22 protein-coding genes and 2 riboswitches are annotated in these 20,782 nt (G+C 74.3%); of the genes, 5 read left to right on the top strand and 17 right to left on the bottom strand.

Translation table 11 applies throughout. The annotated features are described in order from the left end of the window. Nucleotides 1-62: 62 nt before the first annotated feature. Together QI633_RS09845 and QI633_RS09850 are read right to left on the bottom strand one after the other, a co-directional pair. Nucleotides 63-485 (bottom strand): hypothetical protein, encoded by a 423-nt coding sequence (locus QI633_RS09845; protein WP_141799341.1) that lies wholly within the window; start codon nucleotides 483-485, stop codon nucleotides 63-65. Nucleotides 486-530: 45 nt separating this feature from the next. Further along, entirely contained in the window at nucleotides 531-1,379 is an 849-nt protein-coding gene (locus QI633_RS09850) for an NAD(P)H-binding protein (RefSeq protein ID WP_282428842.1), read from the bottom strand. A 110-nt stretch (nucleotides 1,380-1,489) separates the two neighbouring features. Between QI633_RS09850 and QI633_RS09855 the strand changes: the two genes are divergently transcribed. Then, nucleotides 1,490-1,864 carry a helix-turn-helix domain-containing protein gene (locus QI633_RS09855; protein WP_282428843.1) on the top strand — a complete coding sequence of 125 codons (375 nt, stop codon included), beginning with the start codon at nucleotides 1,490-1,492 and terminating at the stop codon, nucleotides 1,862-1,864. 35 nt (nucleotides 1,865-1,899) lie between these two features. Here the strand turns inward: QI633_RS09855 and QI633_RS09860 are convergent, their stop codons facing one another. The 4 genes from QI633_RS09860 to QI633_RS09875 all read right to left on the bottom strand — a co-directional run bounded on the left by QI633_RS09860 (nucleotide 1,900) and on the right by QI633_RS09875 (nucleotide 5,544). Beyond that, nucleotides 1,900-3,504, bottom strand: coding sequence for an HYR domain-containing protein (locus tag QI633_RS09860; RefSeq protein WP_282428844.1), 1,605 nt, complete (start codon nucleotides 3,502-3,504; stop codon nucleotides 1,900-1,902). A 76-nt stretch (nucleotides 3,505-3,580) separates the two neighbouring features. Further along, nucleotides 3,581-4,492 carry a cobalamin biosynthesis protein gene (locus tag QI633_RS09865; RefSeq protein WP_282428845.1) on the bottom strand — a complete coding sequence of 304 codons (912 nt, stop codon included), beginning with the start codon at nucleotides 4,490-4,492 and terminating at the stop codon, nucleotides 3,581-3,583. Next, entirely contained in the window at nucleotides 4,489-5,316 is an 828-nt protein-coding gene (locus tag QI633_RS09870; protein WP_282428846.1) for a CbtA family protein, read from the bottom strand. Before QI633_RS09870 ends, QI633_RS09865 begins: the two co-directional genes overlap by 4 nt. 6 nt (nucleotides 5,317-5,322) lie before the next feature. Then, nucleotides 5,323-5,544 (bottom strand): CbtB-domain containing protein, encoded by a 222-nt coding sequence (locus QI633_RS09875; RefSeq protein WP_141799336.1) that lies wholly within the window; start codon nucleotides 5,542-5,544, stop codon nucleotides 5,323-5,325. 62 nt (nucleotides 5,545-5,606) lie between these two features. Continuing rightward, nucleotides 5,607-5,699: riboswitch (cobalamin riboswitch) on the bottom strand. Between the two features lie 176 nt (nucleotides 5,700-5,875). Here QI633_RS09875 and QI633_RS09880 point away from each other — a divergent pair. Then, nucleotides 5,876-6,052 carry a hypothetical protein gene (locus tag QI633_RS09880; RefSeq protein ID WP_282428847.1) on the top strand — a complete coding sequence of 59 codons (177 nt, stop codon included), beginning with the start codon at nucleotides 5,876-5,878 and terminating at the stop codon, nucleotides 6,050-6,052. A 146-nt stretch (nucleotides 6,053-6,198) separates the two neighbouring features. On the opposite strand, the gene cobC is transcribed toward QI633_RS09880, so the two are convergent. The 10 genes from cobC to QI633_RS09930 are packed head-to-tail and all read right to left on the bottom strand — an operon-like array spanning nucleotide 6,199 to nucleotide 16,702. Next, on the bottom strand, nucleotides 6,199-7,188 hold the full coding sequence (gene cobC / locus QI633_RS09885) for an Rv2231c family pyridoxal phosphate-dependent protein CobC (RefSeq protein WP_282428848.1): 990 nt from the start codon (nucleotides 7,186-7,188) through the stop codon (nucleotides 6,199-6,201). Further along, nucleotides 7,181-8,524 carry a cobyrinate a,c-diamide synthase gene (locus QI633_RS09890; protein ID WP_282428849.1) on the bottom strand — a complete coding sequence of 448 codons (1,344 nt, stop codon included), beginning with the start codon at nucleotides 8,522-8,524 and terminating at the stop codon, nucleotides 7,181-7,183. The genes cobC and QI633_RS09890 overlap by 8 nt, the downstream gene beginning before the upstream one ends. After that, complete coding sequence (cobO, locus tag QI633_RS09895) at nucleotides 8,518-9,114, bottom strand: cob(I)yrinic acid a,c-diamide adenosyltransferase (protein WP_282428850.1); 597 nt, start codon at nucleotides 9,112-9,114, stop codon at nucleotides 8,518-8,520. Before cobO ends, QI633_RS09890 begins: the two co-directional genes overlap by 7 nt. Continuing rightward, nucleotides 9,107-9,751, bottom strand: a complete 645-nt coding sequence (bluB, locus tag QI633_RS09900) for a 5,6-dimethylbenzimidazole synthase (RefSeq protein ID WP_282428851.1) — start codon at nucleotides 9,749-9,751, stop codon at nucleotides 9,107-9,109. Before bluB ends, cobO begins: the two co-directional genes overlap by 8 nt. Continuing rightward, nucleotides 9,748-11,691 carry a VWA domain-containing protein gene (locus QI633_RS09905; protein ID WP_282428852.1) on the bottom strand — a complete coding sequence of 648 codons (1,944 nt, stop codon included), beginning with the start codon at nucleotides 11,689-11,691 and terminating at the stop codon, nucleotides 9,748-9,750. The genes bluB and QI633_RS09905 overlap by 4 nt, the downstream gene beginning before the upstream one ends. Beyond that, nucleotides 11,688-12,455, bottom strand: coding sequence for an SAM-dependent methyltransferase (locus QI633_RS09910; RefSeq protein ID WP_282428853.1), 768 nt, complete (start codon nucleotides 12,453-12,455; stop codon nucleotides 11,688-11,690). Before QI633_RS09910 ends, QI633_RS09905 begins: the two co-directional genes overlap by 4 nt. Then, nucleotides 12,452-13,639 (bottom strand): precorrin-6y C5,15-methyltransferase (decarboxylating) subunit CbiE, encoded by a 1,188-nt coding sequence (gene cbiE, locus QI633_RS09915; protein ID WP_282428854.1) that lies wholly within the window; start codon nucleotides 13,637-13,639, stop codon nucleotides 12,452-12,454. The genes QI633_RS09910 and cbiE overlap by 4 nt, the downstream gene beginning before the upstream one ends. Then, a complete protein-coding gene (gene cobJ, locus QI633_RS09920; protein ID WP_282429295.1) occupies nucleotides 13,627-15,177 on the bottom strand; it encodes a precorrin-3B C(17)-methyltransferase in 1,551 nt (516 codons plus the stop codon). The genes cbiE and cobJ overlap by 13 nt, the downstream gene beginning before the upstream one ends. Nucleotides 15,178-15,182: 5 nt before the next feature. Continuing rightward, nucleotides 15,183-15,848, bottom strand: a complete 666-nt coding sequence (locus QI633_RS09925) for a precorrin-8X methylmutase (protein WP_282428855.1) — start codon at nucleotides 15,846-15,848, stop codon at nucleotides 15,183-15,185. Continuing rightward, the gene (locus QI633_RS09930) at nucleotides 15,845-16,702 is read right to left on the bottom strand and encodes a nitrite reductase (RefSeq protein WP_282428856.1); all 858 of its coding nucleotides are present in this window, start codon (nucleotides 16,700-16,702) and stop codon (nucleotides 15,845-15,847) included. Before QI633_RS09930 ends, QI633_RS09925 begins: the two co-directional genes overlap by 4 nt. Before the next feature lie 54 nt (nucleotides 16,703-16,756). After that, a riboswitch (cobalamin riboswitch) is annotated at nucleotides 16,757-16,933 on the bottom strand. A gap of 19 nt (nucleotides 16,934-16,952) precedes the next feature. Between QI633_RS09930 and QI633_RS09935 the strand changes: the two genes are divergently transcribed. The 3 genes from QI633_RS09935 to QI633_RS09945 are packed head-to-tail and all read left to right on the top strand — an operon-like array spanning nucleotide 16,953 to nucleotide 19,980. Next, on the top strand, nucleotides 16,953-18,074 hold the full coding sequence (locus QI633_RS09935; RefSeq protein ID WP_141799328.1) for a Nif3-like dinuclear metal center hexameric protein: 1,122 nt from the start codon (nucleotides 16,953-16,955) through the stop codon (nucleotides 18,072-18,074). Then, complete coding sequence (locus tag QI633_RS09940) at nucleotides 18,071-18,814, top strand: C4-type zinc ribbon domain-containing protein (protein ID WP_260806069.1); 744 nt, start codon at nucleotides 18,071-18,073, stop codon at nucleotides 18,812-18,814. Before QI633_RS09935 ends, QI633_RS09940 begins: the two co-directional genes overlap by 4 nt. Then, nucleotides 18,811-19,980: a bifunctional RNase H/acid phosphatase gene (locus QI633_RS09945; RefSeq protein WP_282428857.1), complete on the top strand. Its 1,170-nt coding sequence runs from the start codon at nucleotides 18,811-18,813 to the stop codon at nucleotides 19,978-19,980. The genes QI633_RS09940 and QI633_RS09945 overlap by 4 nt, the downstream gene beginning before the upstream one ends. A 3-nt stretch (nucleotides 19,981-19,983) precedes the next feature. Here QI633_RS09945 and yaaA read toward each other — a convergent pair whose 3' ends face one another. Beyond that, complete coding sequence (yaaA, locus tag QI633_RS09950; RefSeq protein WP_141799326.1) at nucleotides 19,984-20,763, bottom strand: peroxide stress protein YaaA; 780 nt, start codon at nucleotides 20,761-20,763, stop codon at nucleotides 19,984-19,986. Between the last annotated feature and the right edge of the window lie 19 nt (nucleotides 20,764-20,782).

Here is a 20,782-nt window from a genome sequence, read left to right on the forward strand (position 1 = left end):
GGACGCCTTGCCACCGCACCCATCTGATGACGCTCGCGACGCGGCAAATCGGTGGATCCAGGCTAGGGGATGCGCTCGTGACCGGGCCGCCCCTGGGTGCGCCGGTCCTCCTTCATCTCGGCCTCGTAGAGGTGCCGGCGGCCGCCGACCAGGCTGTCACGGGCCGCGCGATCCAGCTCCTTGAAGGTGGCGTAGTAGCCGTCGTCGTACTCCTCCACGACCTGGAAGGTCCACCGGCCCTGCAGCACGTTGCGGCCGACCAGCTCGCGGTCGATCCGGTCGGCGAGCTCGGTGTGTCCGGCCTCGCGGAGCTGGTCGACGCCCCTGCCGAGGGTGAGGTCGGCGGTGCCGCTCATCCGGTGGAAGGCGTACAGGTGGCCGCGCGCGACCTCGACGGCCTCCAGTGCCTCCGAGATGTTGCCCAGCGCCTCGACCGTCAGGTCGTCGACGCCGTCGGGCCGGATGTGCTCCTCATCGATCGCCATGCATCGTCGATGCCCGCGACCGACGAGGAGCACACGCCCGGATCCTCAGAGAGCGGCACGCAGCGCGTCGGACAGCGAGGTCGCCGGTCGGCCGAGCAGCTCCTGGAGGTCGGCCGGGTCGACGTACAGCTCGCCGCGGCCCAGGCCGAGGTCGGCGTCGGCGAGGATGGCGGCGAACTGCTCCGGTACGCCGGCACCGACCAGCACCTTGGTCAGCTCGTCGGCCGGCAGGTCGGTGTAGGTGACGTCCTTGCCGAGGACGTCACCGGCGGTGGCGGCGAGCTCCTTGAGGCTGAACGCGGCGCCACCGAGCTCGTAGACGGCCTTCGGCTGCTCGAGGAGCAGCGCGGCGGCCGCGGCCTCGGCGAGGTCGGCGCGGGTGGCGGCGCTGACCTGGCCGTCACCTGCGGCGCCGAGGACGGTGCCGTGCTCGGCGTACGTCGCGAGCTGGTCGGTGTAGTTCTCGAGGTACCAGCTGTTGCGCAGGAAGGTGTGCGGCAGGCCGGAGGCGAGGATCGCCTCCTCGGTGGCCCGGTGCTCGGCCGCGAGCGCGATGCCGGACGTGTCGGCGTGCGGGATGCTCGTGTAGGCGAGCAGGGCGACGCCGGCGGACTTCGCGGCGTTGATGACGTTCTGGTGCTGGGGCAGGCGCTGGCCGACCTCGCTGCCCGAGATGAGCAGCACTCGGTCGGCGCCGTCGAATGCGGCCGCGAGGGCGTCGGCGTCGGCGTAGTCGACCCGGCGGGTGGTCACGCCGAGGTCGGCGAGGCCGGCGAGCCGCTCCTCGTCGCGACCCAGGGCGACGACCTGGTCGGCGGGGACGCCCTTGGCGAGGAGGGAGGCGACGACGTGGCGGCCGAGCTGGCCGGTGGCTCCGGTGACGACGAGGGACATGTGGGTTCCTTCCGGGAACGGGTGGGAGTCGTGCTTGTCGACGTCCTCAACGGGCCGGTCGGGAAGTTACTTCCCAATGGTTAGTACGCACTTTGAAGTAAGGTACTTCCGTGGCAGGAAGTATCGAGACGATCTTCGAGCAGTTCCCCGGCGGGGTGTTCCCCGCGGCCTGCTCGAGCCGGGTGCTGCTCGACCACGTGATGAGCAAGTGGGGCGTGCTCGTGCTGGTCTCGCTCACCGACGGGCCGCAGCGCTGGAGCGACCTGCGCCGCCGGGCCCAGGGGATCAGCGAGAAGATGCTCGCCCAGACCCTGAAGACCCTCGAGGCCGACGGGCTGGTCCATCGCGAGCAGCAGCCGGTCATGCCGCCGCGGGTCGACTACAGCCTCACTCCGCTCGGCGAGGAGCTGGCCGAGGTGATGGTGCCGCTGCTGCGGTGGGTCGGTCGCAACGCCGACGGGATCATCGGGCCGGCCACGACGTGACCGGCCCGACGACCTGGACCGACTGCTTGTGCTGACTACTTCGGCGGGGCCGGGACCAGGCACGCCACCGGGTCGGCGGTGTTGCCGGAGAAGTCCACGGCGTACAGCTCCGCGTCACCCGTCCCGGTCAGGTGCAGGATGCCGCCTGCCATCGGCGACTGCCGGGGGCCGGACGCGGCCTCGGTGTACTTGATCCGCTGACCGCTGGCGAACGGGCCCCACACGTGGCCGCTGCCGGTGTCGCGCAGGTAGACCTCCGGGTCGGTGTCGACGACGTCGCTCGCGTCGAGCCGGTAGAAGCCGTCCTGGTTCTGGCCCTGCGGGTTCGGCTGGCCGCCGCCGGCCGGAGGCACGCGCCCGCCCGGGTTGGTCGACTCGGCGCAGGCGACGCTCGGCGGCGTCGTGTCGACGACCTCGATCGTGCCCGAGCCGTGGCCGGTGTTGCCCGCGGCGTCGGTGGCCTGGCAGTCCACGGTGGTGCTGCCGAGCGGGAACTGCGAGCCCGACGGCGGGACACAGGTGGGCGTGAGCGGGCCGTCGACATTGTCGACCGCGCTGGCGTCGTACGACACCACCGCACCGGCCGGGCTCGTGGCCTCGACGGTCCTGCTCTCGACCGTGACCTCCGGGGGAGTCACGTCCACCACGTCGATGTCGACGGTCTGCACGAACGCCGGGCCGGGGACCTCACCGTTGATCTTGAACGACACCGTGCAGGAGACGGTCTGGCCCTGGGGTGCGTCGCCCGCGAGGGTGATGGTCTCGTCGAAGGTCGTGGTCTCGCCGCTGGTGACGTTGCGGGAGGCGGGGTTCAGGGAGACCGTCACACCCGGGTCGCAGGAGACCTCGTGGGTGACCTCGGCCGGGAGGTTCTGCAGCTGGCTGAGGATCACGTCCGAGACCTCGTCGGGATCGGCGTTGGTGAGGGTGCCGCCCGTCTGCGAGGTGACGTACGACGCCTGGCCGGCCGAGTCGAGCCCGTCCCACAGGTAGCCGTCGGCGCCGGGGACCGAGATCGCGATCACCCGGATGCCGGCTGCCTGCAGTGCCGCCGTCGTGGAGGCCAGGGACTGGCCGGCCGACGGGTCGTGGCTGGTCGAGTCGCCGAACATGACGACGATCGGGGACCCGTTGGCGCGGAAGTCGATCGCGCCCGGGACCTGCGCCAGGGCGCCGATCCAGTCCTCGGCGGCGTCGCCGCCGCCACCCGAGAGCGGTGTCCAGGCGTTGATGCCGTTGGTGACCGCGGTGGTGTCGCCACTCAGCTGCTGGCGCAGCAGGAAGTACCCGCTCGCGTCGGCGGTGTCCTTGTAGTCGGCGACGGCGAACCGTGCGGTGGGCTGGGCCGCGAGGATCTGGCCGACGATGCTGGTGGCGTTGGCCTGCACGTTGCCGATGCTCGCGGTCATGCTCGTGGTGGTGTCCGCCAGGAACACGATGTCGGGGTTGGGCGGGATGGGCGGCGTCTCCACCGTCTTGGTGATCGTCACCGAGGCGCCGGGAGCCAGCGCGTCGGTGTAGTGCTGCGGGCTCACGCCCGGGTCGCCGACGGCGGCGACGGTCGCGGCTGCGCTCACGCCGAGCGCGAGCAGGCCGGCCGAGGCCGCCCGGGCCAGGGTGCTGGAGGGTCGAACACGCATGTCAGGTTCCTTTCCGAGGGGTGTGACTGACACCCACGGAGTCGGGAACGCGGCCGGTTGATACCCGAATTGTGGGTCAGATGTGGCGGCGGAGCGCGACGGCCGCGGCGAGGAGGGCCGCAGCGCTGCCGATGCGACCGGCGAGGGCGCGCGCCCGGTCCAGGTCGGCACGAACCGGTGCCGGCCCGTCGCCCATCACCGCGCGGTGCTCGACCCGGCCGCCGTAGTCGTTGGTGCCGCCCAGCCGGATGCCGAGTGCGCCGGCGAAGGCGGCCTCGACCGGACCGGCGTTGGGGCTGGGGTGGCCGGCCGCGTCCCGACGCCAGGCCCGCCACGCTCCTCGCGGGTCGGTGCCGAGGGCGGTGGCGAGGGCGGCCGTGAGCCGCGAGCCGGGCAGGTTGAGCAGGTCGTCGAGGCGCGCGGCGGCCCAGCCGAACCGCTCGTACCGCGCGCTGCGGTGCCCGACCATCGCGTCGAGGGTGTTGGCGGCGCGGTAGCCCACCAGGCCGGGTACGCCGGCGACGGCGCCCCACACCAGCGGCGCGACCACGGCGTCGCTGGTGTTCTCGGCCAGCGACTCGAGGGTCGCCCGGACCACCTCGGCCTCGTCGAGGCGGGTCGTGTCGCGCCCGACCAGGTGGGTCAGCCGCTGTCGTGCTGCCGGGAGGTCCTCCGCCGCCAGGAGCCGGGCGACCGTGGTGGTCTCGCGGTCCAGGGAGGTGCCGCCGAGGACCGCCCAGGTGGCGGCCGCGGTGACGAGCGTGCGGTGGAGCGGGCGGGGCAGGGCGCGCTCGGCCGCGATGCCGAGCGCGACGGCGCCGCCGACCAGGGTGCCGGCGTACAGCACCCCGGTGGCGCGGTCGTCACGCCACAGGCTCCGCTCCAGTGCGGCCGCGACCCGACCGAAGCCGGCGACGGGATGACCACGCCGCGGATCGGCGAGGAGCCGATCCGCGGCGTACCCGAGCAGGAGTCCGGCAGCCCTCACAGGCTGGCGGCGAGCTCGCGGCGGGCGAGGTCCGCCGCCGCACGGTCGTGGAGCCGGCCCACCAGGACGGTCAGGCCGACGCCGATGCTCGCCCAGAGGGCGGCGAGGGTGATCAGCGAGGAGCGGCGGAAGTACCACAGCGTGTCGGCCGGGAAGTCGCCGAGCTCGTTGACCGTCGGCAGCAGGTACGCGGCGACGTAGACCACCGCCACGTAGGCGCCGGCGCCGATGAAGGCGGCCGTCCAGCCGTCGTACCTCTTGCGTAGGCGGTTGGCGAGCACCACCACGGCGATGGCGGCGAGGACCGAGACCAGCAGCAGCCCGAAGTACGACGCCGTGCGGCCGCCGATCGTGTCACCGCTGCCGACCGCGGGCGGCGTGGCGGGGTACTTCGTGAACGGCACGAGCGTGACCGCCACGAACCCGAGCAGCGCCACCAGCGCGGTGGACCCGCGCGCGGAGAGCCCGAGCCGGCCGAGCACGGCGGCCGCGGCGAGGGAGCTCAGGCCGCCGAGGGCGGCCCCGATGGCGAGGGTGCCGGTCAGCAGGCCCCAGCTCTTCTGGTTCTCGCGCGAGATCTCGACCATCCCGGCCTCGTCGGCCGGCTCCTCGGCGTGCTCGGCGTGGCCGGCGGTGTCCGCGTCGTCGGCGGGTGCCTGCGCGGCAGCCGACTCCTCGAGCGCGATGGCGTCGTCGACGTACGGCTCACCGAAGGCGAACGCGACGACGAAGGCGATCAGGCCGGCGACCAGGCCCACCGCGAGTCCGCGGAGGAGGAAGGCGGCCGGGCTGAGGACAGACCTGTCCCCGGGAACGGTGCCCACGGCAGGTCAGTGGCAGGGGTAGCCGAGCAGGTGGCGGGCGTCGTGGACCCACTCGTGCACGGCGTTGCCGGCGGGGAGCGAGATCGCACCCTGGTCGGCGCTCACGAAGAAGATCGCCAGCATGGCGAGCAGGCCGAAGAAGACGACCCAGGTGCCGAGCTGCAGGAGCGGGACGACCGGGACCTGGACGGCCGGCGCGGCGAGAGGGGTGGCAGAGGACTGCGACATTTGTTGCCTCCTCAGGGATTCAGCGTCCCTGGTCAGTGGATGTGAGGTGTGCGCAGGCACTCGTTCCTGACTTCACCGCACCCGACCCTGCTGTGGTTGCTGGGGCGGAGGCGGTGTCACAGTAGCGCGACTGTGCCGGACTCTCACCGGCTTCCTCGTGCCTGCAGGAAGGACTCTAGGGCATCGCGGGTCTTGGCGGGGAGCTGTCCGCTGGCGCCGCGGGTCCTGATGTTGCGGTTTGGTCCCAAACCGCAACATTTCGGGCCCTTCACGTGCGGTCTCTGCCCAATCGACGACCTCTGGACGAGGTACGGCGCTCTACGCTCGAGCCATGTCCATGGCCGGTGACCTGGTCCTGATCACGACCGACCCGACCTCGGGACAGAGCCTGCTCGGGTCGACGGAGACCGATCCGGTACTGGGCGGCGCGCTGCGAGGTGGAGGGGGCGCCGAAGCGGGCGCGGCTCCGCGTGGTCTCGACGGTCCCGATCGGTACGCCGGCGCATGACCGCGCGCGGGCAAAGGACATCGCGCGCGGTGAGTGGCCGGGAGCGGCGGCGAGTGCTGCTGTCACGACAGCCAGCGCCGCGGTCAGCGCGGCGGTGACCTCGGCGGTGACCTCGGCGGTCGTGGCGGCGTCCGCGGGCGGTGCCGCTAGCTCCTGAGCGCTGCCAGCAGGATGTCGGTCGTGTCCGGTGGTCGGACAGCGATCCGGACCCAGCTGTCGTCCAGGCCGGGGAAGGTGTCGGCCCGTCGTACGGCGATGCCCTGCTTCCGCAGTGCCGCGTGCACACCGGTGCCGGCCCGGGCGAGCACGAAGGAAGCGGCCGAGGCGAGGTGGTGGATCCCGAGGTCGGCGAGCCCCTTCTCGAGGTGCTCGCGCCAGTCCTGGAGCTGCTCGGCCCTGCTGCGGGCCTCCTGCGACGCCTGGGGGGTCAGGCAGGCGATCACGGCGGCCGCGGCGGTGGTGCCGACCGACCAGGGCGTCTGTGCGCGCGCCAGGCCGGCGATCGCCCGCGGGTCGCCCACGACGTAGCCCGCGCGGATGCCGGGGATGCCCCAGTGCTTGGTCAGCGAGCGGAGCACGACCAGCCCGTCGAGAGGTACGCCGGCCAGCGAGTCGGGCTCGCCCGGCACGCAGTCCATGAACGCCTCGTCGACCACGACCAGCCGGCCGGGTGCGCGGAGTGCCGAAAGCGTGGCTGCCGGGTGCAGCACGCCGGTCGGGTTGGTCGGGTTGCCGAGGACCACGAGGTCGGCGTCCTCGGGGACGAGTGCCGGGTCGAGGACGAACGGCTCGCGCAGCACGACCTCCGTGACCACGTGGCCGGCCTGCTCGAGGGCGGCGTGCGGCTCGGTGAACTGCGGGTGCACCACGACCGGGCGCCGCCAGGCATGCAGCCGGGCGACGAGCGTGAACGCCTCCGCGGCGCCGGCGGTGACCAGCACGTCGTCCTCCGCCCGCCCGTGGTGGGCGGCCACGGCACGCCGCGCGAGGGTCGGGTCCGGGTAGGCGCCGACCTCGTCCAGTGAGGCGCGCAGGGCTGCGGTGAGCCACCCGGGCCGCGGGCCGTCGTACACGTTGACGGCGAGGTCGAGCATCCCGCGCGCCTCGACGTCGCCGTGGTGGCGCAGGTCAACCATGGGCGTGCACCGCCTCGGCGAAGCGCTGTGCCAGGTGGGGATGGCCGGCCCAGTGCGTGTGGAGGTACGACGCGTGCAGGGTCGGCGAAGCGAAGCCGACGGCCGCGCCGTCGACGGTCCAGGCCGGGGTCCCGGCGACCGTCGGGGTGACCGTGGTGCGGTGGAACTCGTGACCGGTCACCTGCTCGCCCACGCGGGTGAGCAGGGTGTCGGCCGGTGCGGTGGCGACGGGGTAGCGCAGGGTGAGTCGGTCGGTCATCGCGGCATCGGCGTCGAGGACCCCCGCCATGGGGGCACCGTCGAGGGTGCGGCACAGGTAGAGCAGGCCGGCGCACTCGGCGACGGTCGGCAGCCCGTCGAGCACGGCCTCCCTGATCCGGGCCCGGAGGGCGCTGTTGGCCGTCAGGTCGGCGGCGTGCACCTCGGGGAAGCCGCCGCCGAGATAGAGACCCGCGGTGCCGTCGGGGAGCGTCTCGTCGTGGGCGGGGTCGAAGGGGACGACGTCGCAGCCGTGGGCGGCGAGGAGCTCGGCGGTCTCGGCGTACCGGAAGGTGAAGGCTCGGCCCGCCGCGACGGCCACTTTCTGCCGGGTCGGCGCGATTGCGGAGCCACTTCGCGCCGGGTCGGCGGTCCAGGGGGTCGCTTCGAGGGGTGGGGCGGTTCGAGCGAGGGTGAGGACGGCGTCCAGGTCGACGTGCTCGGCGACCACCTCGGCCAGCCGGGCCACGACCTCCCCGGACCCCCCTCGCTCGGCGGCGGTGACCAGGCCCAGGTGCCGCGAGGGGGTGGCGATCGAGGCGTCGCGGGGGAGCACGCCCAGCACGGGCAGGGAGATCGAGGAGCGGACCTCGTGCGCGTGCCGCGCCGAGCCGGCCTGGTTGAGGATCACCCCTGCGACCGTGACGGTCGGGTCCCAGGTCGCCATCCCGTGCACGACAGCGCCGATCGAGCGCGAGGATCGGGAGATGTCGACGACGAGCACCACGGGGGTCCGGGTCAGCGCCGCGACGTGCGCGGTGGAGGAGAAGCCGTGGCCGCCGATCCGGCCGTCGTACAGGCCCATCACGCCCTCGACGACCGCGACGTCGGCGCCGGCCGCACCGTGCAGCAGCAGGGGAGCGACGAGCTCCTCGCCGACCAGGTGGGGGTCCAGGTTGCGGCCGGGACGCCCGCAGGCGAGCGCGTGGTAGCCGGGGTCGATGTAGTCGGGGCCGACCTTGTGCCCGCTGACCTGGTGTCCCGCGGCCGCCAGCGCGGCCATCAGGCCGGTGGCAACGGTCGTCTTGCCCTGCCCGGTGGCCGGGGCGGCGACGACGATGCGGGCCAGGGCTACCACTCGATGCCCTTCTGGCCCTTCTGGCCGGCGTCCATCGGGTGCTTGACCTTGGTCATCTCGGTGACCAGGTCGGCGAGCTCGACCAGCTTGGGGTCGGCGCGGCGGCCGGTGATCACGACGTGCTGGTGGCCGGGCCGGTTGGCGAGGGTCTCCACGACGTCGTCGATGTCGACCCAGCCCCAGTTGATCGGGTACGTGAACTCGTCGAGCAGGTACAGGTCGTGCTGCTCGGCCGCGATCCGCCGCTTGATCTCCGCCCAGCCCTCGGCCGCGTCGGCGGCGTGGTCCTCCTCGGACCCGGCCTTGCGCGACCAGGACCAGCCGGAGCCCATCTTGTGCCACTCGACGGTGCCGCTCCCAGGGGGGAGCCGCTCGAAGGCGGTCTGCTCGCCGAGGCGCCACTTCGCGGACTTCACGAACTGGAACACCCCGATGTCCCAGCCCTGGTTCCAGCCGCGCAGCGCCAGCCCGAAGGCGGCGGTCGACTTCCCCTTGCCGTCACCGGTGTGCACCATCACGAGCGGCCGGTTGCGGCGTTGGCGGGTGGTCAACCCGTCATCGGGTACGACGAGCGGCTGGCCCTCAGGCATGGTCGGTCTCCCTTGCTTGCCAGGTGTCTTCGTGGATGGCGTCGGCGAGCGGGCGGCGCGAGCGCCACCCGTGCCGCTCGAGGTCGGGCACGGTCTCCAGGTGGCTGACGGTGCCGAGGCAGAGCCAGGCGACCGGGCGTACGTCGGCCGGGATCCCCAGCAGGGACCGGAGGAAGTCCTCGCGATAGAACGAGACCCAGCCCAGCCCGAGACCTTCGGCGGTCGCGGCGAGCCAGAGGTTCTGGATCGCCAGCACGGTGGAGTAGAGGCCGGCGTCGGCGATCGCGTGCCGGCCGAGCACGTGCGTGCCACCGCGGGCCTGGCTGTGGGTGACCACGACCCCCAGCGACGACTCGCAGATCCCCTCGACCTTGATCCTGTCGAAGGTGGTGCGCCGCTCGGGCGGCAGCGAGGCCGCGAAGGTGTCGCGCTCGGTGGCGACGTGGTCGCGGAACCTGCGCCGCAGCCCGGGATCGCGCACCAGCACGAAGTCCCACGGCTGGGTCATGCCGACGCTCGGCGCGCGGTGCGCCGCCTCGAGGACACGGTGCAGCACGGCGTCGGGCACGGGGGAGCCGGTGAACTCGGCCCGGACGTCGCGGCGGCGCTCGATGACGTCGTACAGGCTCGTGCTCATGCGGCTCGCCGGGTCACGTCGACCAGCGCCTCGGCGCTGACCTCGCCGATCGGGACGTGCTCGGCGCCGAGGTGCTCGGCGAGCGTGGCCGCCAGGCCCATCCGCATCGGGCCGGACTCGCAGTCGACCACCACGCTGGCGACCCCGGCCTCCGCGAGCAGGCCCGCGGCCATCCGGGAGCGGAGCACGGCGTCGGCACCCGCGGTCGCTCGGCCGTCGGTGACCACGACGAGCAGGGCGCGGCGCTGCGGGTCGCGGGTGCGCTCGACGGCGAGCAGGTGCGCGGCCTCCAGGAGTCCCTCGGCGAGGGGCGTCCGGCCGCCGGAGGGCAGGTCCTCGAGCCGTTGCGCGGCGGCGTCGACGGAATGGGTCGGCGGCAGCGCCACCTCGGCGTCGTTGCCGCGGAAGGTGACCAGGCCGACCTTGTCGCGGCGCTGGTAGGCGTCCAGCAGCAGGCTCAGCACCGCCGTCTTGACCTGCTCCATCCGGCGCCGTGCGGCCATCGAGCCGGAGGCGTCGACACAGAAGAGCACGAGGTTCGACTCCCGTCCCTCGCGTAGGGCGACCCGCAGGTCGGCCGGCTCCAGCAGCAGCCGGCCCTCGGTCCGCCCGCGCGCGACCTGGTGGCGGACCGCGGCCCGGATGGTCTCGGTCAGGTGGATCGTGCCGCCGCTGCCGCCCTGTCGGCCGGGGGTGGTCGCGCCGATCCGGCGGCCGTTGCTGGTGCGGGCCCGGCTGCGGCGCCCGGCGGTCCCGGTGCCGACGCCGCGGACGCTCAGCAGCCGGGTGCGGTACGCCGCGCCGGTCGGTGCCACGTTGCTGGGCGCGCTGCCCGTGCCGTCGCCGCCGGTCGGTGGGGCGCCGTCGGGAGCGGGGGTGTCGACCGGGTCGCCGTCGGTGTCGTCGGCGTCGTCGGCAGCGCCGTCACCCTCCGGTGCGGGGCCCTGCGGCTCGGGGCCGTCGTCGGGGCCGTCCGGCTCCGGCGGCAGGTCGTCGTCGCCGAGCACCTGGTCGAGCAGGTCCTCGTCCAGCCCGGGCGCGTCGAACGGCTTGCGGCGCCGACGGTGCGGCAGCGCCAGTCGGGCGGCCACCCGGATGTCGTCGAGGCTCACCTGCGACCGCCCGGACCAGGCGGCGTGGGCGACGGCCGTGCGGGCCGTGACGATGTCGGCGCGCAGGCCGTCGACGTCGAAGGCCGCGCACACCTCGGCGATCTTGAGCAGCCCGGCGTCGGTCAGCCGGACCTCGCCGACGAGCGCGCGGGCAGCGGCGATCCGCGCCTGCAGCGCGGACTCCGCCTCGGCGTACCTGGCGGCGAACCCGGCCGGGTCGGCGTCGTAGGCCATCCGCCGGCGGACCACCTCGGCCCGCAGCGCCGGGTCGCGCGGTGCGGCGACCTCCACGGTCAGGCCGAACCGGTCGAGCAGCTGCGGGCGCAGCTCGCCCTCCTCGGGGTTCATGGTGCCGACCAGCACGAACCGCGCCTCGTGGGTCATCGAGACCCCGTCGCGCTCGACGGTCGCGCGGCCCATCGCGGCTGCGTCGAGCAGCAGGTCGACGAGGTGGTCGTGCAGCAGGTTGACCTCGTCGACGTACAGGATCCCGCGGTGGGCCTTGGCCAGCAGCCCGGGCTCGTACTCCGCCTTGCCCTCCGCAAGCGCGCTCTTGAGGTTGATCGAGCCGGTGACCCGGTCCTCCGTGGCGCCGATCGGCAGCTCCACGAGGGGCACGGGCCGCTCGTCGACCGGCGGGAGCACGGCTGCCAGGGCGCGAACGATCGTCGACTTGGCGGTGCCCTTCTCGCCGCGCACCAGCACGCCCCCGACCTCGGGGGCGATCGTGGTGAGGATCAGGGCCAGCGCCATCGGGTCCGGCCCTTCGGGGCCGTCGGCGCCGACCACGGCGCTGAACGGGAAGTGGTGGACGTGGGGGGAGCTCATCGGAGGCGCTCCTTCCGGGCGAGGCGTTCGGGTGAGTAGAGGTAGGACTCGGCGGCTCGGGGGTCGGTGACCGAGGCCAGCGCCGGGCCGACCAGGATCACGGCGGCCTGGCGCAGGCCGGCGTCCTCGACCAGGCCGGCGATGGTGGCGACGGTGCCGCGCAGCACCAGCTCCTCGGGCTGCGAGGCACGGGAGACCACCGCGACCGGGCAGTCGGCCCCGTAGTGCGGTGTCAGCTCGGCCATCAGCGCCGCCGTGCGGGTGATCGCGAGGTGCAGCACCAGGGTCGCCCCGGTCGCTGCGTACGCCGCCAGCGACTCGCCCTCCGGCATCGCCGTCGAGCGCGCCTGGGTGCGGGTCAGCACCACCGACTGCGCGACCAGCGGCACGGTCAGCTCGCGCCCGACGATCGCGGCCGCGGCGGCGTACGCCGGGACGCCGGGAGTCACGTCCCACTGCACCCCAGCCGCGTCGAGGCGCCGGGTCTGCTCGTGCAGGGCGGAGTAGAGCGACGGGTCGCCCGAGGTCAGCCGGATGACATCGCGACCGGCGACGTGCGCCTCCACCATGACGGCGGTGATCCGGTCGAGGTCGAGGTCCTGGGTGTCGACCCGCCGCGCGCCGTCGCGGCAGTGCGAGAGCACCTCGGCATCCAGGTAGGTGCCGGGGTAGAGGACCACGTCGGCCGCGCTCAGCAGGGCCGCGGCGCGCAGGGTGATCAGGTCGGCCGCGCCGGGGCCGGCGCCGACGAAGTGCACCGTCACGAGAGCTCCTTGGTCCAGGCCCACTGCACGACGGCGCGGGCCGGCGTCCAGCCGGTGAACCGCCCGCCCAGGGGGGTGACGTGCTCGACGCCGAGCCGGGTCAGCTCGCCGCCGTACGCGTGGAAGGCGTCGACGAGCAGCCGCTCGGTCTCCAGGGTCACACCGTGCGCGACCAGCCGGCCGCCGGGTGCGAGGGCGTCGCGACACAGGCCGAGCAGACCCGGGGCGGTCGCGCCGCCGCCGACGAAGACCGCGTCGGGCGTGGGCAGTCCGGCGAGGGCGTCGGGGGCGCGGCCGTTGACGACCTCGAGGCGGGGTACGCCGAGCCGGCCGGCGTTGCGGCCGATCCGGGCCGCGCGCTCCTCGTCGCCCTCGACCGCGGTCGCGGTGGTGAGCGGGTGCGCGCGCAGCCACTCGACGGCGACCGAGCCGGCGCCGGCGCCGACGTCCCAGAGGTGGTCGCCGGGGCGCGGGGCGAGCCGGGCGAGGGCGGCGGCGCGGACGTCGCGCTTGGTGAGCTGGCCGTCGTGCTCGAAGGCGTCGTCGGGCAGCCCGGTGGCCCAGGTGGCCAGACCGGCGCCGGTGACCTCGAGGGCGAGGACGTGCAGCCGGGGGACCGGTCCGCCGGGGTACGTCGCGCGGCTCTCGTCCGGCCCGCCCAGGTCGCCGAGGACGTGGATCGTGGTGGCGCCGAAGCCGGCGTCCGCCAGCAGCGCGGCGATCGCGGCCGGCGTGGTCTCGTCGGAGGAGAGCACGAGCAGGCGTCGGCCGGGCGCGAGCTCGCGGCGCAGCGCGTCGACGTCGCGACCGACCAGAGTCACGACCGCGGACTCCTCGGCCGACCAGCCCATCCGTGCGCGCGCGAGCGACACCGACGACACCGCCGGTACGACGTCGACCGCGTCGGCGCCGAGCAGGCGGATGAGCGTCGTGCCGATGCCGGAGACCAGCGGGTCGCCCGACGCCAGTGCCACGATGCTGCGGCCGTCGTGCTCCTTCAGCACGCCGGGCAGGGCGGACAGCGGGCGCGGCCACGGGCGGCGTACCTGACCGGGGACGGCGGGCACCAGGCCGAGGTGGCGCTCGCCGCCGAGCAGCACCTCGGCGTTGCCGACCAGCGCCCGGGAGGTCGGCGGGAGATGGCCGTCGGCGCCGATGCCGACCACGGTGATCAGTCGACCCATCGGGGCGTCCAGACGATGCCGTTGGGCTCCACGCGGGTGGCGGAGGCGCCGATGATCAGCAGGCACTTCATGTCGATGCTGTCGGTGTCGAGCAGGCCGAGCGTGGTGACGGTGAGCGACTCCTCGGCCCGGCCGATGTCGCGGCCCACGACCACGACGGTGTCGGGCGAGCGGTGCTCCAGCAGGATCTTCTGCATCTCCACGACCTGGTCGCGACGTGAGCGCGAGGCCGGGTTGTAGACGCCGAGGACCAGGTCGGCCTCCGCGATCGCGCGCAGCCGTCGTTCGACGACCGCCCACGGCTTGAGCCGGTCCGAGAGGCTGAGGACCGCGAAGTCGGCGCCGATCGGCGCACCCGCGCGGGCAGCGACCGCCTGGACCGCACTGACGCCCGGCAGCACCCGGACGGGCACCGCGGCGTGCTCGGGGTGGGCCGGGTCGGCGGCGGCCTCGAAGACGGCCGCGGCCATGCCGAACACGCCCGCGTCGCCGCCCGAGACGACCGCGACCCGCTCGCCGCGCAGGGCCAGGTCGAGCGCGAACCGGGCCCGGTCGACCTCGACCGTGTTGCCCGAGGCATGCCGCTGGAGGCCGGTGCGCTGCGGCACCCGGTCGACGTACGGCGCGTAGCCGACCACGTGCTCCACCTCGCCCAGCGCGGCGCTCGCCTCCGGGGTGAGCCAGCCGTCCGGGCCGGGACCCAGGCCGATCACGAGGAGTTCCGATGGTGTCCGGGCGCCTCGTGACGGTCGCTGCGCGACCTCCTCGACGTCCGGAGCCGTGCGGAGGCGAGCGGAGGTCGAGGGCCGCGCCGAGTCGCCGGGGACCACGATGAGGGAGAAGTACGGCACCGAGTCGGCGTCGACGTCGGCGACCGGGAGCCAGCGCTCCTCGGGCTGGGAGGCGCGCTCGACGTACAGCGCACCCTCCAGCCGCCCGGCCTGGGCCAGTGCGGAGCGGACGGCGGGGAAGGTCCGGCCGAGCTTCATGATCACCGCGCCGTCGGTGTCGGCGAGGCGGCGGGCGAGCTCGGGCTCGGGGAGCGTGCCGGGCAGCACGGTGAGCACGTCGGTCTGCCGCACCAGCGGGGCCGGGACGGTCGCGGTCGCGGCGGCGAAGGCGGGGATGCCGGGGACGACCTCGACCGGGAAGCGGTCACGGAACCGGTCGACGAGATACATCGACGAGCCGTAGAACAGCGGGTCGCCCTCGGCGAGGAGGACGACATCGCGGCCGGCGTCGAGGTGCGCGGCGAGCCGGGCCTCGCACTCGTCGTAGAAGGCCGCCAGTGCGCCGACGTACCCGCCCGGGTGGTCGGTGGCCCCGGTGGTGACCGGGTAGCGCAGCTCCTCCTCGATCGCCCCCGCCGGGATCACGTCGGCCGCGATCCGGCGGGCGTGCGACTCCTTGCGGACCCCGGCGTGGAAGGCGACGACGGGGGCTGCGCCGATCAGCCGCTCGGCCTTGCGGGTGATCAGCTCGGGGTCGCCGGGGCCGATGCCGACGACGGAGAAGCGTCCGCTCGCCTGGGGCGTCACGGTGGTCACTCCGCCTCCTGGGCCAGTGCGTTGACCGCCGACGACGCCATCGCGGAGCCGCCGCGGCGGCCGCGGACGGTGACGAACGGGATGTCGATGCCGTGCTCGTCGGCGAACGACGCGAGCGCGTCCTTGGACTCGGCGGCGCCGATGAAGCCGACCGGGCAGCCGACGACCGCTGCGGGCCGCGGGCCGCCGGCGAGGACCATCTCGAGCAGGTGGAAGAGCGCGGTGGGGGCGTTGCCGATCGCGACGACCGCGCCGTCGAGGAGCGGCTCCCACAGGGAGACCGCGGCCGCCGTACGCGTCGTCGACCACGCCTTCGCGAGGTCCGGGACCCGCTCGTCGGTGAGGAAGCAGTGCACCGGGTTGTCGGCCGGGAGCCGTCCGGCGGTGATGCCCATGGCGACCATCCGGGCGTCGCACAGGATCGGCGCGCCCGCGTCCAGCGCCGCGCGGGCGGCCTGGACGAGGCGCGGGTGGATGACCAGGTCCTGGACGAGGTCGGTCTGCCCGCTGCCGTGGATCATCCGCACGGCGACCTTCTCGGCCTCGGCCGGGACCCGGGACAGGTCCGACTCGCGGCGGATGGTCGCGAAGGAGTCGACGTAGATCGCCGGTCCGTCAGCGATGTAGTCGTACCGGCGCGGGGGAGCGGTGAGCTCGGTCATCGGTTCTCCTCGGGGATGAGCACGCCGTGCCACGGCGTCACGATCACGGTCGGTGCGGTCCAGGCCGCGATGGTGGTCGGGACCAGCCCGTCGTCGGGTACGGCGAGGTGCCGGCCGCCGGCGACCGGGCCGAGGGGGAGCGGCCCGGTCGCGACGGCGGCGCCCGGCGCGGGCGGAGCCGCGGGGGCGAGGGGAAGGTCGAGCTCGGGGACGTGCCAGGGTGCGTCGGGCCCGGTGCCGCGGGCGGCCAGGAACGCCCTCGCGAGCGCGGCGAGCGCGGTGGGGGCATCGGTCAGCGCGACCACCTCGCCCCACTGCTCGCCCACCCGGAGCTGCGCCGTGCGGTCGTCGAGCGCCACCAGGCCCAGGTCGAGGTGCTTGTCGGCGAGGTCGCCGCGGCCGTCGTCGAGGGTGAACAGGAACCGGCCGGGCAGCCCGGCCAGGTCGGCGTCGGCGAGCAGCAGCGCGTCGAGCGCGGCGAGCACCGGCCGCAGGTCGGCCCGCCCGCCGGCCAGGCCGGTCTGCGGCGAGACCAGCACGTTGCGGACCCGGTCGTGCGTGCGCGAGGGCAGCAGTCCGGTGGCCTCCAGCGCGGCCAGGGCCTCGTCCGCCAGCACCCCGGCGGGGGTCAGGGGCATGGCGCGGACCTGCAGGTTGGCCCGGCCGGTGACGCGGACCCGCCCGTCGCCGTACTGCTCGGCGACCTCGGCCAGCGCCCGCAGCGCGGCGAGCGGCACCCGCCCGCCGGGGACCCGGATCCGCACCAGGCCGCCGTCGTCGGCAGGCCAGGGGTGCACGACGCCCGGACACCGGTCGGGTCGGCTCCGCGCGATCCCAGCTCGAGGCTGCGCCATGGGTGGTCCTTCGAGGCCGGGGCTCCTCGCGATCGCCCCTCATCGACCTCGCGACGGGTGGCCGCAAGGGCCAGCAGGTCTTCGGACTCGGGATCGCCCGGTTCGGAGCGTCTTCCCAGACCCCGGAGGGTCCAGTGACATCAATGCTCCGGCCGTCACCCATACCGCTGCGCGTCAGTCCCGGACTCTCACCGGGTTCCCTTCGCTGGCACCGGCACCATAGCAAGAACCGGTCGGTAGCCTGACCGCCATGCCCTCCCTCAAGGACGTCGTCGACCTGGTCCACGGCTGGTACCCGCCCGCGACCGCCGACAGCTGGGACGCCGTCGGGCTCGTCTACGGCGACCCCGAGCAGCCCGTGAAGAAGGTGCTGCTGGCCGTCGACCCCACCCCGGAGGTCGCGGCGGAGGCCGCGGAGTGGAAGGCGGACCTGCTGCTCGTGCACCACCCGCTCTTCCTCAAGGGCGTCCACGGCGTCGCGGCGACCACGCCCAAGGGCCGGACCCTGCACACGCTGGCGAAGGCCGACTGCGCGCTGCTCACCGCCCACACCAATGCCGACCAGGCCGTCGGCGGCGTGTCCGAGGCGCTCGCCGTCGCGCTCGGCCTCAAGGACCTCAGCCCGATCGTCCCGGCGCCGAGCGAGCCGCTCGACAAGCTCACCGTCTTCGTCCCCGCCGACGCCGCCGCCCCCGTCCGGGCCGCGGTCGCCGAGGCCGGGGCCGGCCGGATCGGCGACTACGACTTCGCCTCCTTCACCAGCGCGCCCGGCGAGGGCCGGTTCCGCCCGCTCGACGGTGCGAACCCCATGATCGGCACCGTCGGCGAGCTGGAGACCGTCGAGGAGGTCCGGATCGAGGTGGTCCTGCCACGGGACCGGCGCGCCGACGTCGTCCGCGCGATGCTGGGCGCACACCCCTACGAGGAGCCGGCGTACGACGTCGTCGAGGTCGCCGACCCGCAGCTGGTCGACGTCGGGACAGGCCGGATCGGCAGCGTCGAGCCGACCACCCTGGCCGGCTTCGCCGAGGCGGTCGCGGCCGCACTGCCGCCCACCGAGCACGGCGTCCGGGTGGCCGGTGACCCCGAGCGCCCGGTACGGCGGGTCGCCGTGTGCGGGGGCGCCGGCGACTTCCTGCTCGACCGGCTCGCGACGTCCGACGCCGACGTCTACGTGACCAGCGACCTGCGCCACCACCCGGCCGCGGAGTTCCTCGAGAAGGGCGGTCCGGCGCTGGTCGACGTGGCCCACTGGGCGGCCGAGTGGACCTGGCTCCCGGTCGTCGACCAGCTGCTCCACGAAGCGCTGGGCGACGCGGTCGAGACCCGGGTGAGTGCGATCTGCACCGATCCTTGGACAATGCACCTGTGAACGCCGATCCCGCCGCCCAGCTCCGCCTGCTCGACCTGCAGGCTCTCGACTCCCAGGTCGACCAGCTGCGCCACCAGCGCAACAACCCGGCCGAGGCCGCGGAGATCAAGGACCTGCTCGGCAAGAGGGTCGACGTCGACGGCCGGCTGCGCGACCAGCGCATCGTCGTCGACGACCTCGCCGTCGCCCAGGCCAAGGCCGATGCCGACGTCGAGCAGGTCAAGGCCCGGCGCACCCGCGACCGTGAGCGGATGGACTCCGGCGCCATCGCCGACGCCAAGGCGCTGGAGCGGATGCAGCACGAGCTCGAGTCGCTGGAGCGCCGGATCTCGACGCTCGAGGACGAGGAGCTCGAGGTGATGGAGCAGCTCGAGGAGGCGCAGTCCGCGCTCGCCGAGCTCACCTCCGCCATCGAGGACCTCGACGGCAGGCTGGGCACCCTGACCACCGCACGCGACGAGAAGGTCGCGGCCCTCGACGCCGAGATCGCGTCGGTGTCGGGCGGGCGCGACGCGATCGTCGCCGAGATCCCCGAGGACCTGCTCGCCCTCTACGAGAAGCTCCGCGCCAACAAGGGCGGCGTCGGCGTCGGGGCGCTGCGCGCCCGCCAGTGCGGCGGCTGCCAGCTGACCCTCGACGCCGGCGAGATCGCCGAGATCCGCGCGACGCCCGCCGAGACCGTGCTGCGCCACGAGGAGTGCCAGCGGATCCTGGTCCGCACGTCCGAGAGCGGCCTGTGACCGCTCGGCCCGGCGAGCGGGTCGTCGTCGAGGCGGACGGCGGGTCCCGCGGCAACCCCGGGCCGGCGGCGTACGGCGCGGTGCTGCGTGACGCCGCGACCGGTGCCGTCCTGGCGGAGGACGCCCGCACGATCGGGGTGGCGACCAACAACGTCGCGGAGTACTCCGGCCTGGTCGCCGGCCTGGCGCTCGCCGTGGAGCACGCGCCGGGGGCGGTCGTCGAGGTGCGGATGGACTCCAAGCTCGTCGTCGAGCAGATGTCGGGGCGCTGGAAGATCAAGCACCCCGACATGGCCGTGCTGGCGGCCGAGGCACGGGAGCTCGCGCCCGCCGGTACGACGTACACCTGGGTCCCGCGCGCCCGCAACGCCCACGCCGACCGGCTCGCCAACGAGGCCCTCGACGGGAAGCGGTCGGGCGTCAGCGTCCCCGGCGACCAGGTCGAGGACGAGCCCGAGTCGGCGATCGAGGAGGCCGAGTCACCGTCCTTCGGTCCCGGCCAGCCGACCACGATCGTGCTCGTGCGCCACGGCGTCACCCCGCACACCACCGGTCGCCGCTTCTCCGGCGGTCTGGGCGGCGACAACCCGCCGCTCTCCGAGGAGGGCCGCGCCCAGGCCGCCGAGGTCGCCGCGTGGCTGACCGAGCTGAAGGACAGCGTCGACGTCGTGGTCGCCTCGCCGGTACGGCGTACCCGCGAGACGGCCGACATCGTCGCCTCTGCGCTGGGGTTGGCGGTGGAGGAGGAGCCGGCCTTCGCCGAGATGGAGTTCGGCGAGTGGGACGGACTGAGCTTCACCGAGGTCGCCGAACGCGACCGCGAGCGGCTGGACGCGTGGTTCGCCGACATGGCGGCCGCGCCGCCGGGCGGCGAGTCGTTCGTCACCGTGCAGGAGCGGGTGCTGGCCGGGCTGGCCCGGCTGCTCGAGACCCACGCCGGGCGGACCGTCGTCCTGGTCAGCCACGTCACACCGATCAAGACCCTCGTCGCGCACGCCCTCGACGCGCCGCTGGAGACGCTGTTCCGGATGGAGCTGGCACCCGCCGCGGTGTCGGTGCTGGCGTTCTACCCCGACCCGCGCACGGGCGAGCAGAAGGGCTCGATGCGGTTCTTCAACGCGCTCGCGCCGGGTCGCCGCACGTTGCGCGACACCGGTCGCTGGTGAGCCTCAGAGCTCGCTGACGACCACGTCGAGCTGGGTGCCGGACTTGCCGGGGGCGCCCACCTCGACCGTCCAGCCCAGGTCCCGCAGCGCGTCGGCGAACCCGGCCGGTGTGCGCGGGTCGGCGCCGTCCTCGAGCAGCGCGCGCACGATCCGGCCCTTGGTGGCCTTGTTGAAGTGGCTGACCACCTTGCGGGCGCCGTTGTGCTCGTGGAGCACCCGCACGGTCGCCACGCGCCTGGCGAGGTCGGGGCCGGGCCGCCAGAAGCCGGCGTACATCCCCGAGCGCAGGTCGACCAGCAGCCCGCGCCCCAGCGCCTCGGTCATCACGGCCGGCAGGGCCTCGCGCCACACCGCGGCCACCGGGCCGAGGCCGGGCAGGGAGGCGTCACCGGAGAGGCGGTACGACGGGATCCGGTCGCCGAGGCGCACCACGCCGAACAGGCTGGACGCGACGGCGAGCCGCGAGGTCGCCCGCCGCTTCGCGCCGGCGGAGAGGGTCGCGACGTCGAGGGCGTCGTACAGGACACCGGTGTAGATCCGGTCCGCCCGGGCCGTCGGCGCGTCCGGCAGGCCGGCGTTGCGCTCGACGAGGTCGGCCTGGCCGGCCGACAGGCCGAGCACCTCGGCCGCCTTGACCGGGTCCTCACGGCACAGCGTGACCAGTGCGTCGAGCACCTCGCGGCGCGCGTCGGTCAGTGCAGGGGAGGACAACGAGGCGAGGTCGAGCGGCCGGCCCCGCCGGGGGACGGCCTTGCCCTCGCTCGGCGGCAGCAGGATCAGCACGGGGCCAACGATAAAGTCA

The sequence above is a fragment of the Nocardioides sp. QY071 genome (assembly GCF_029961765.1).
Classification (GTDB): Bacteria; Actinomycetota; Actinomycetes; order Propionibacteriales; family Nocardioidaceae; genus Nocardioides.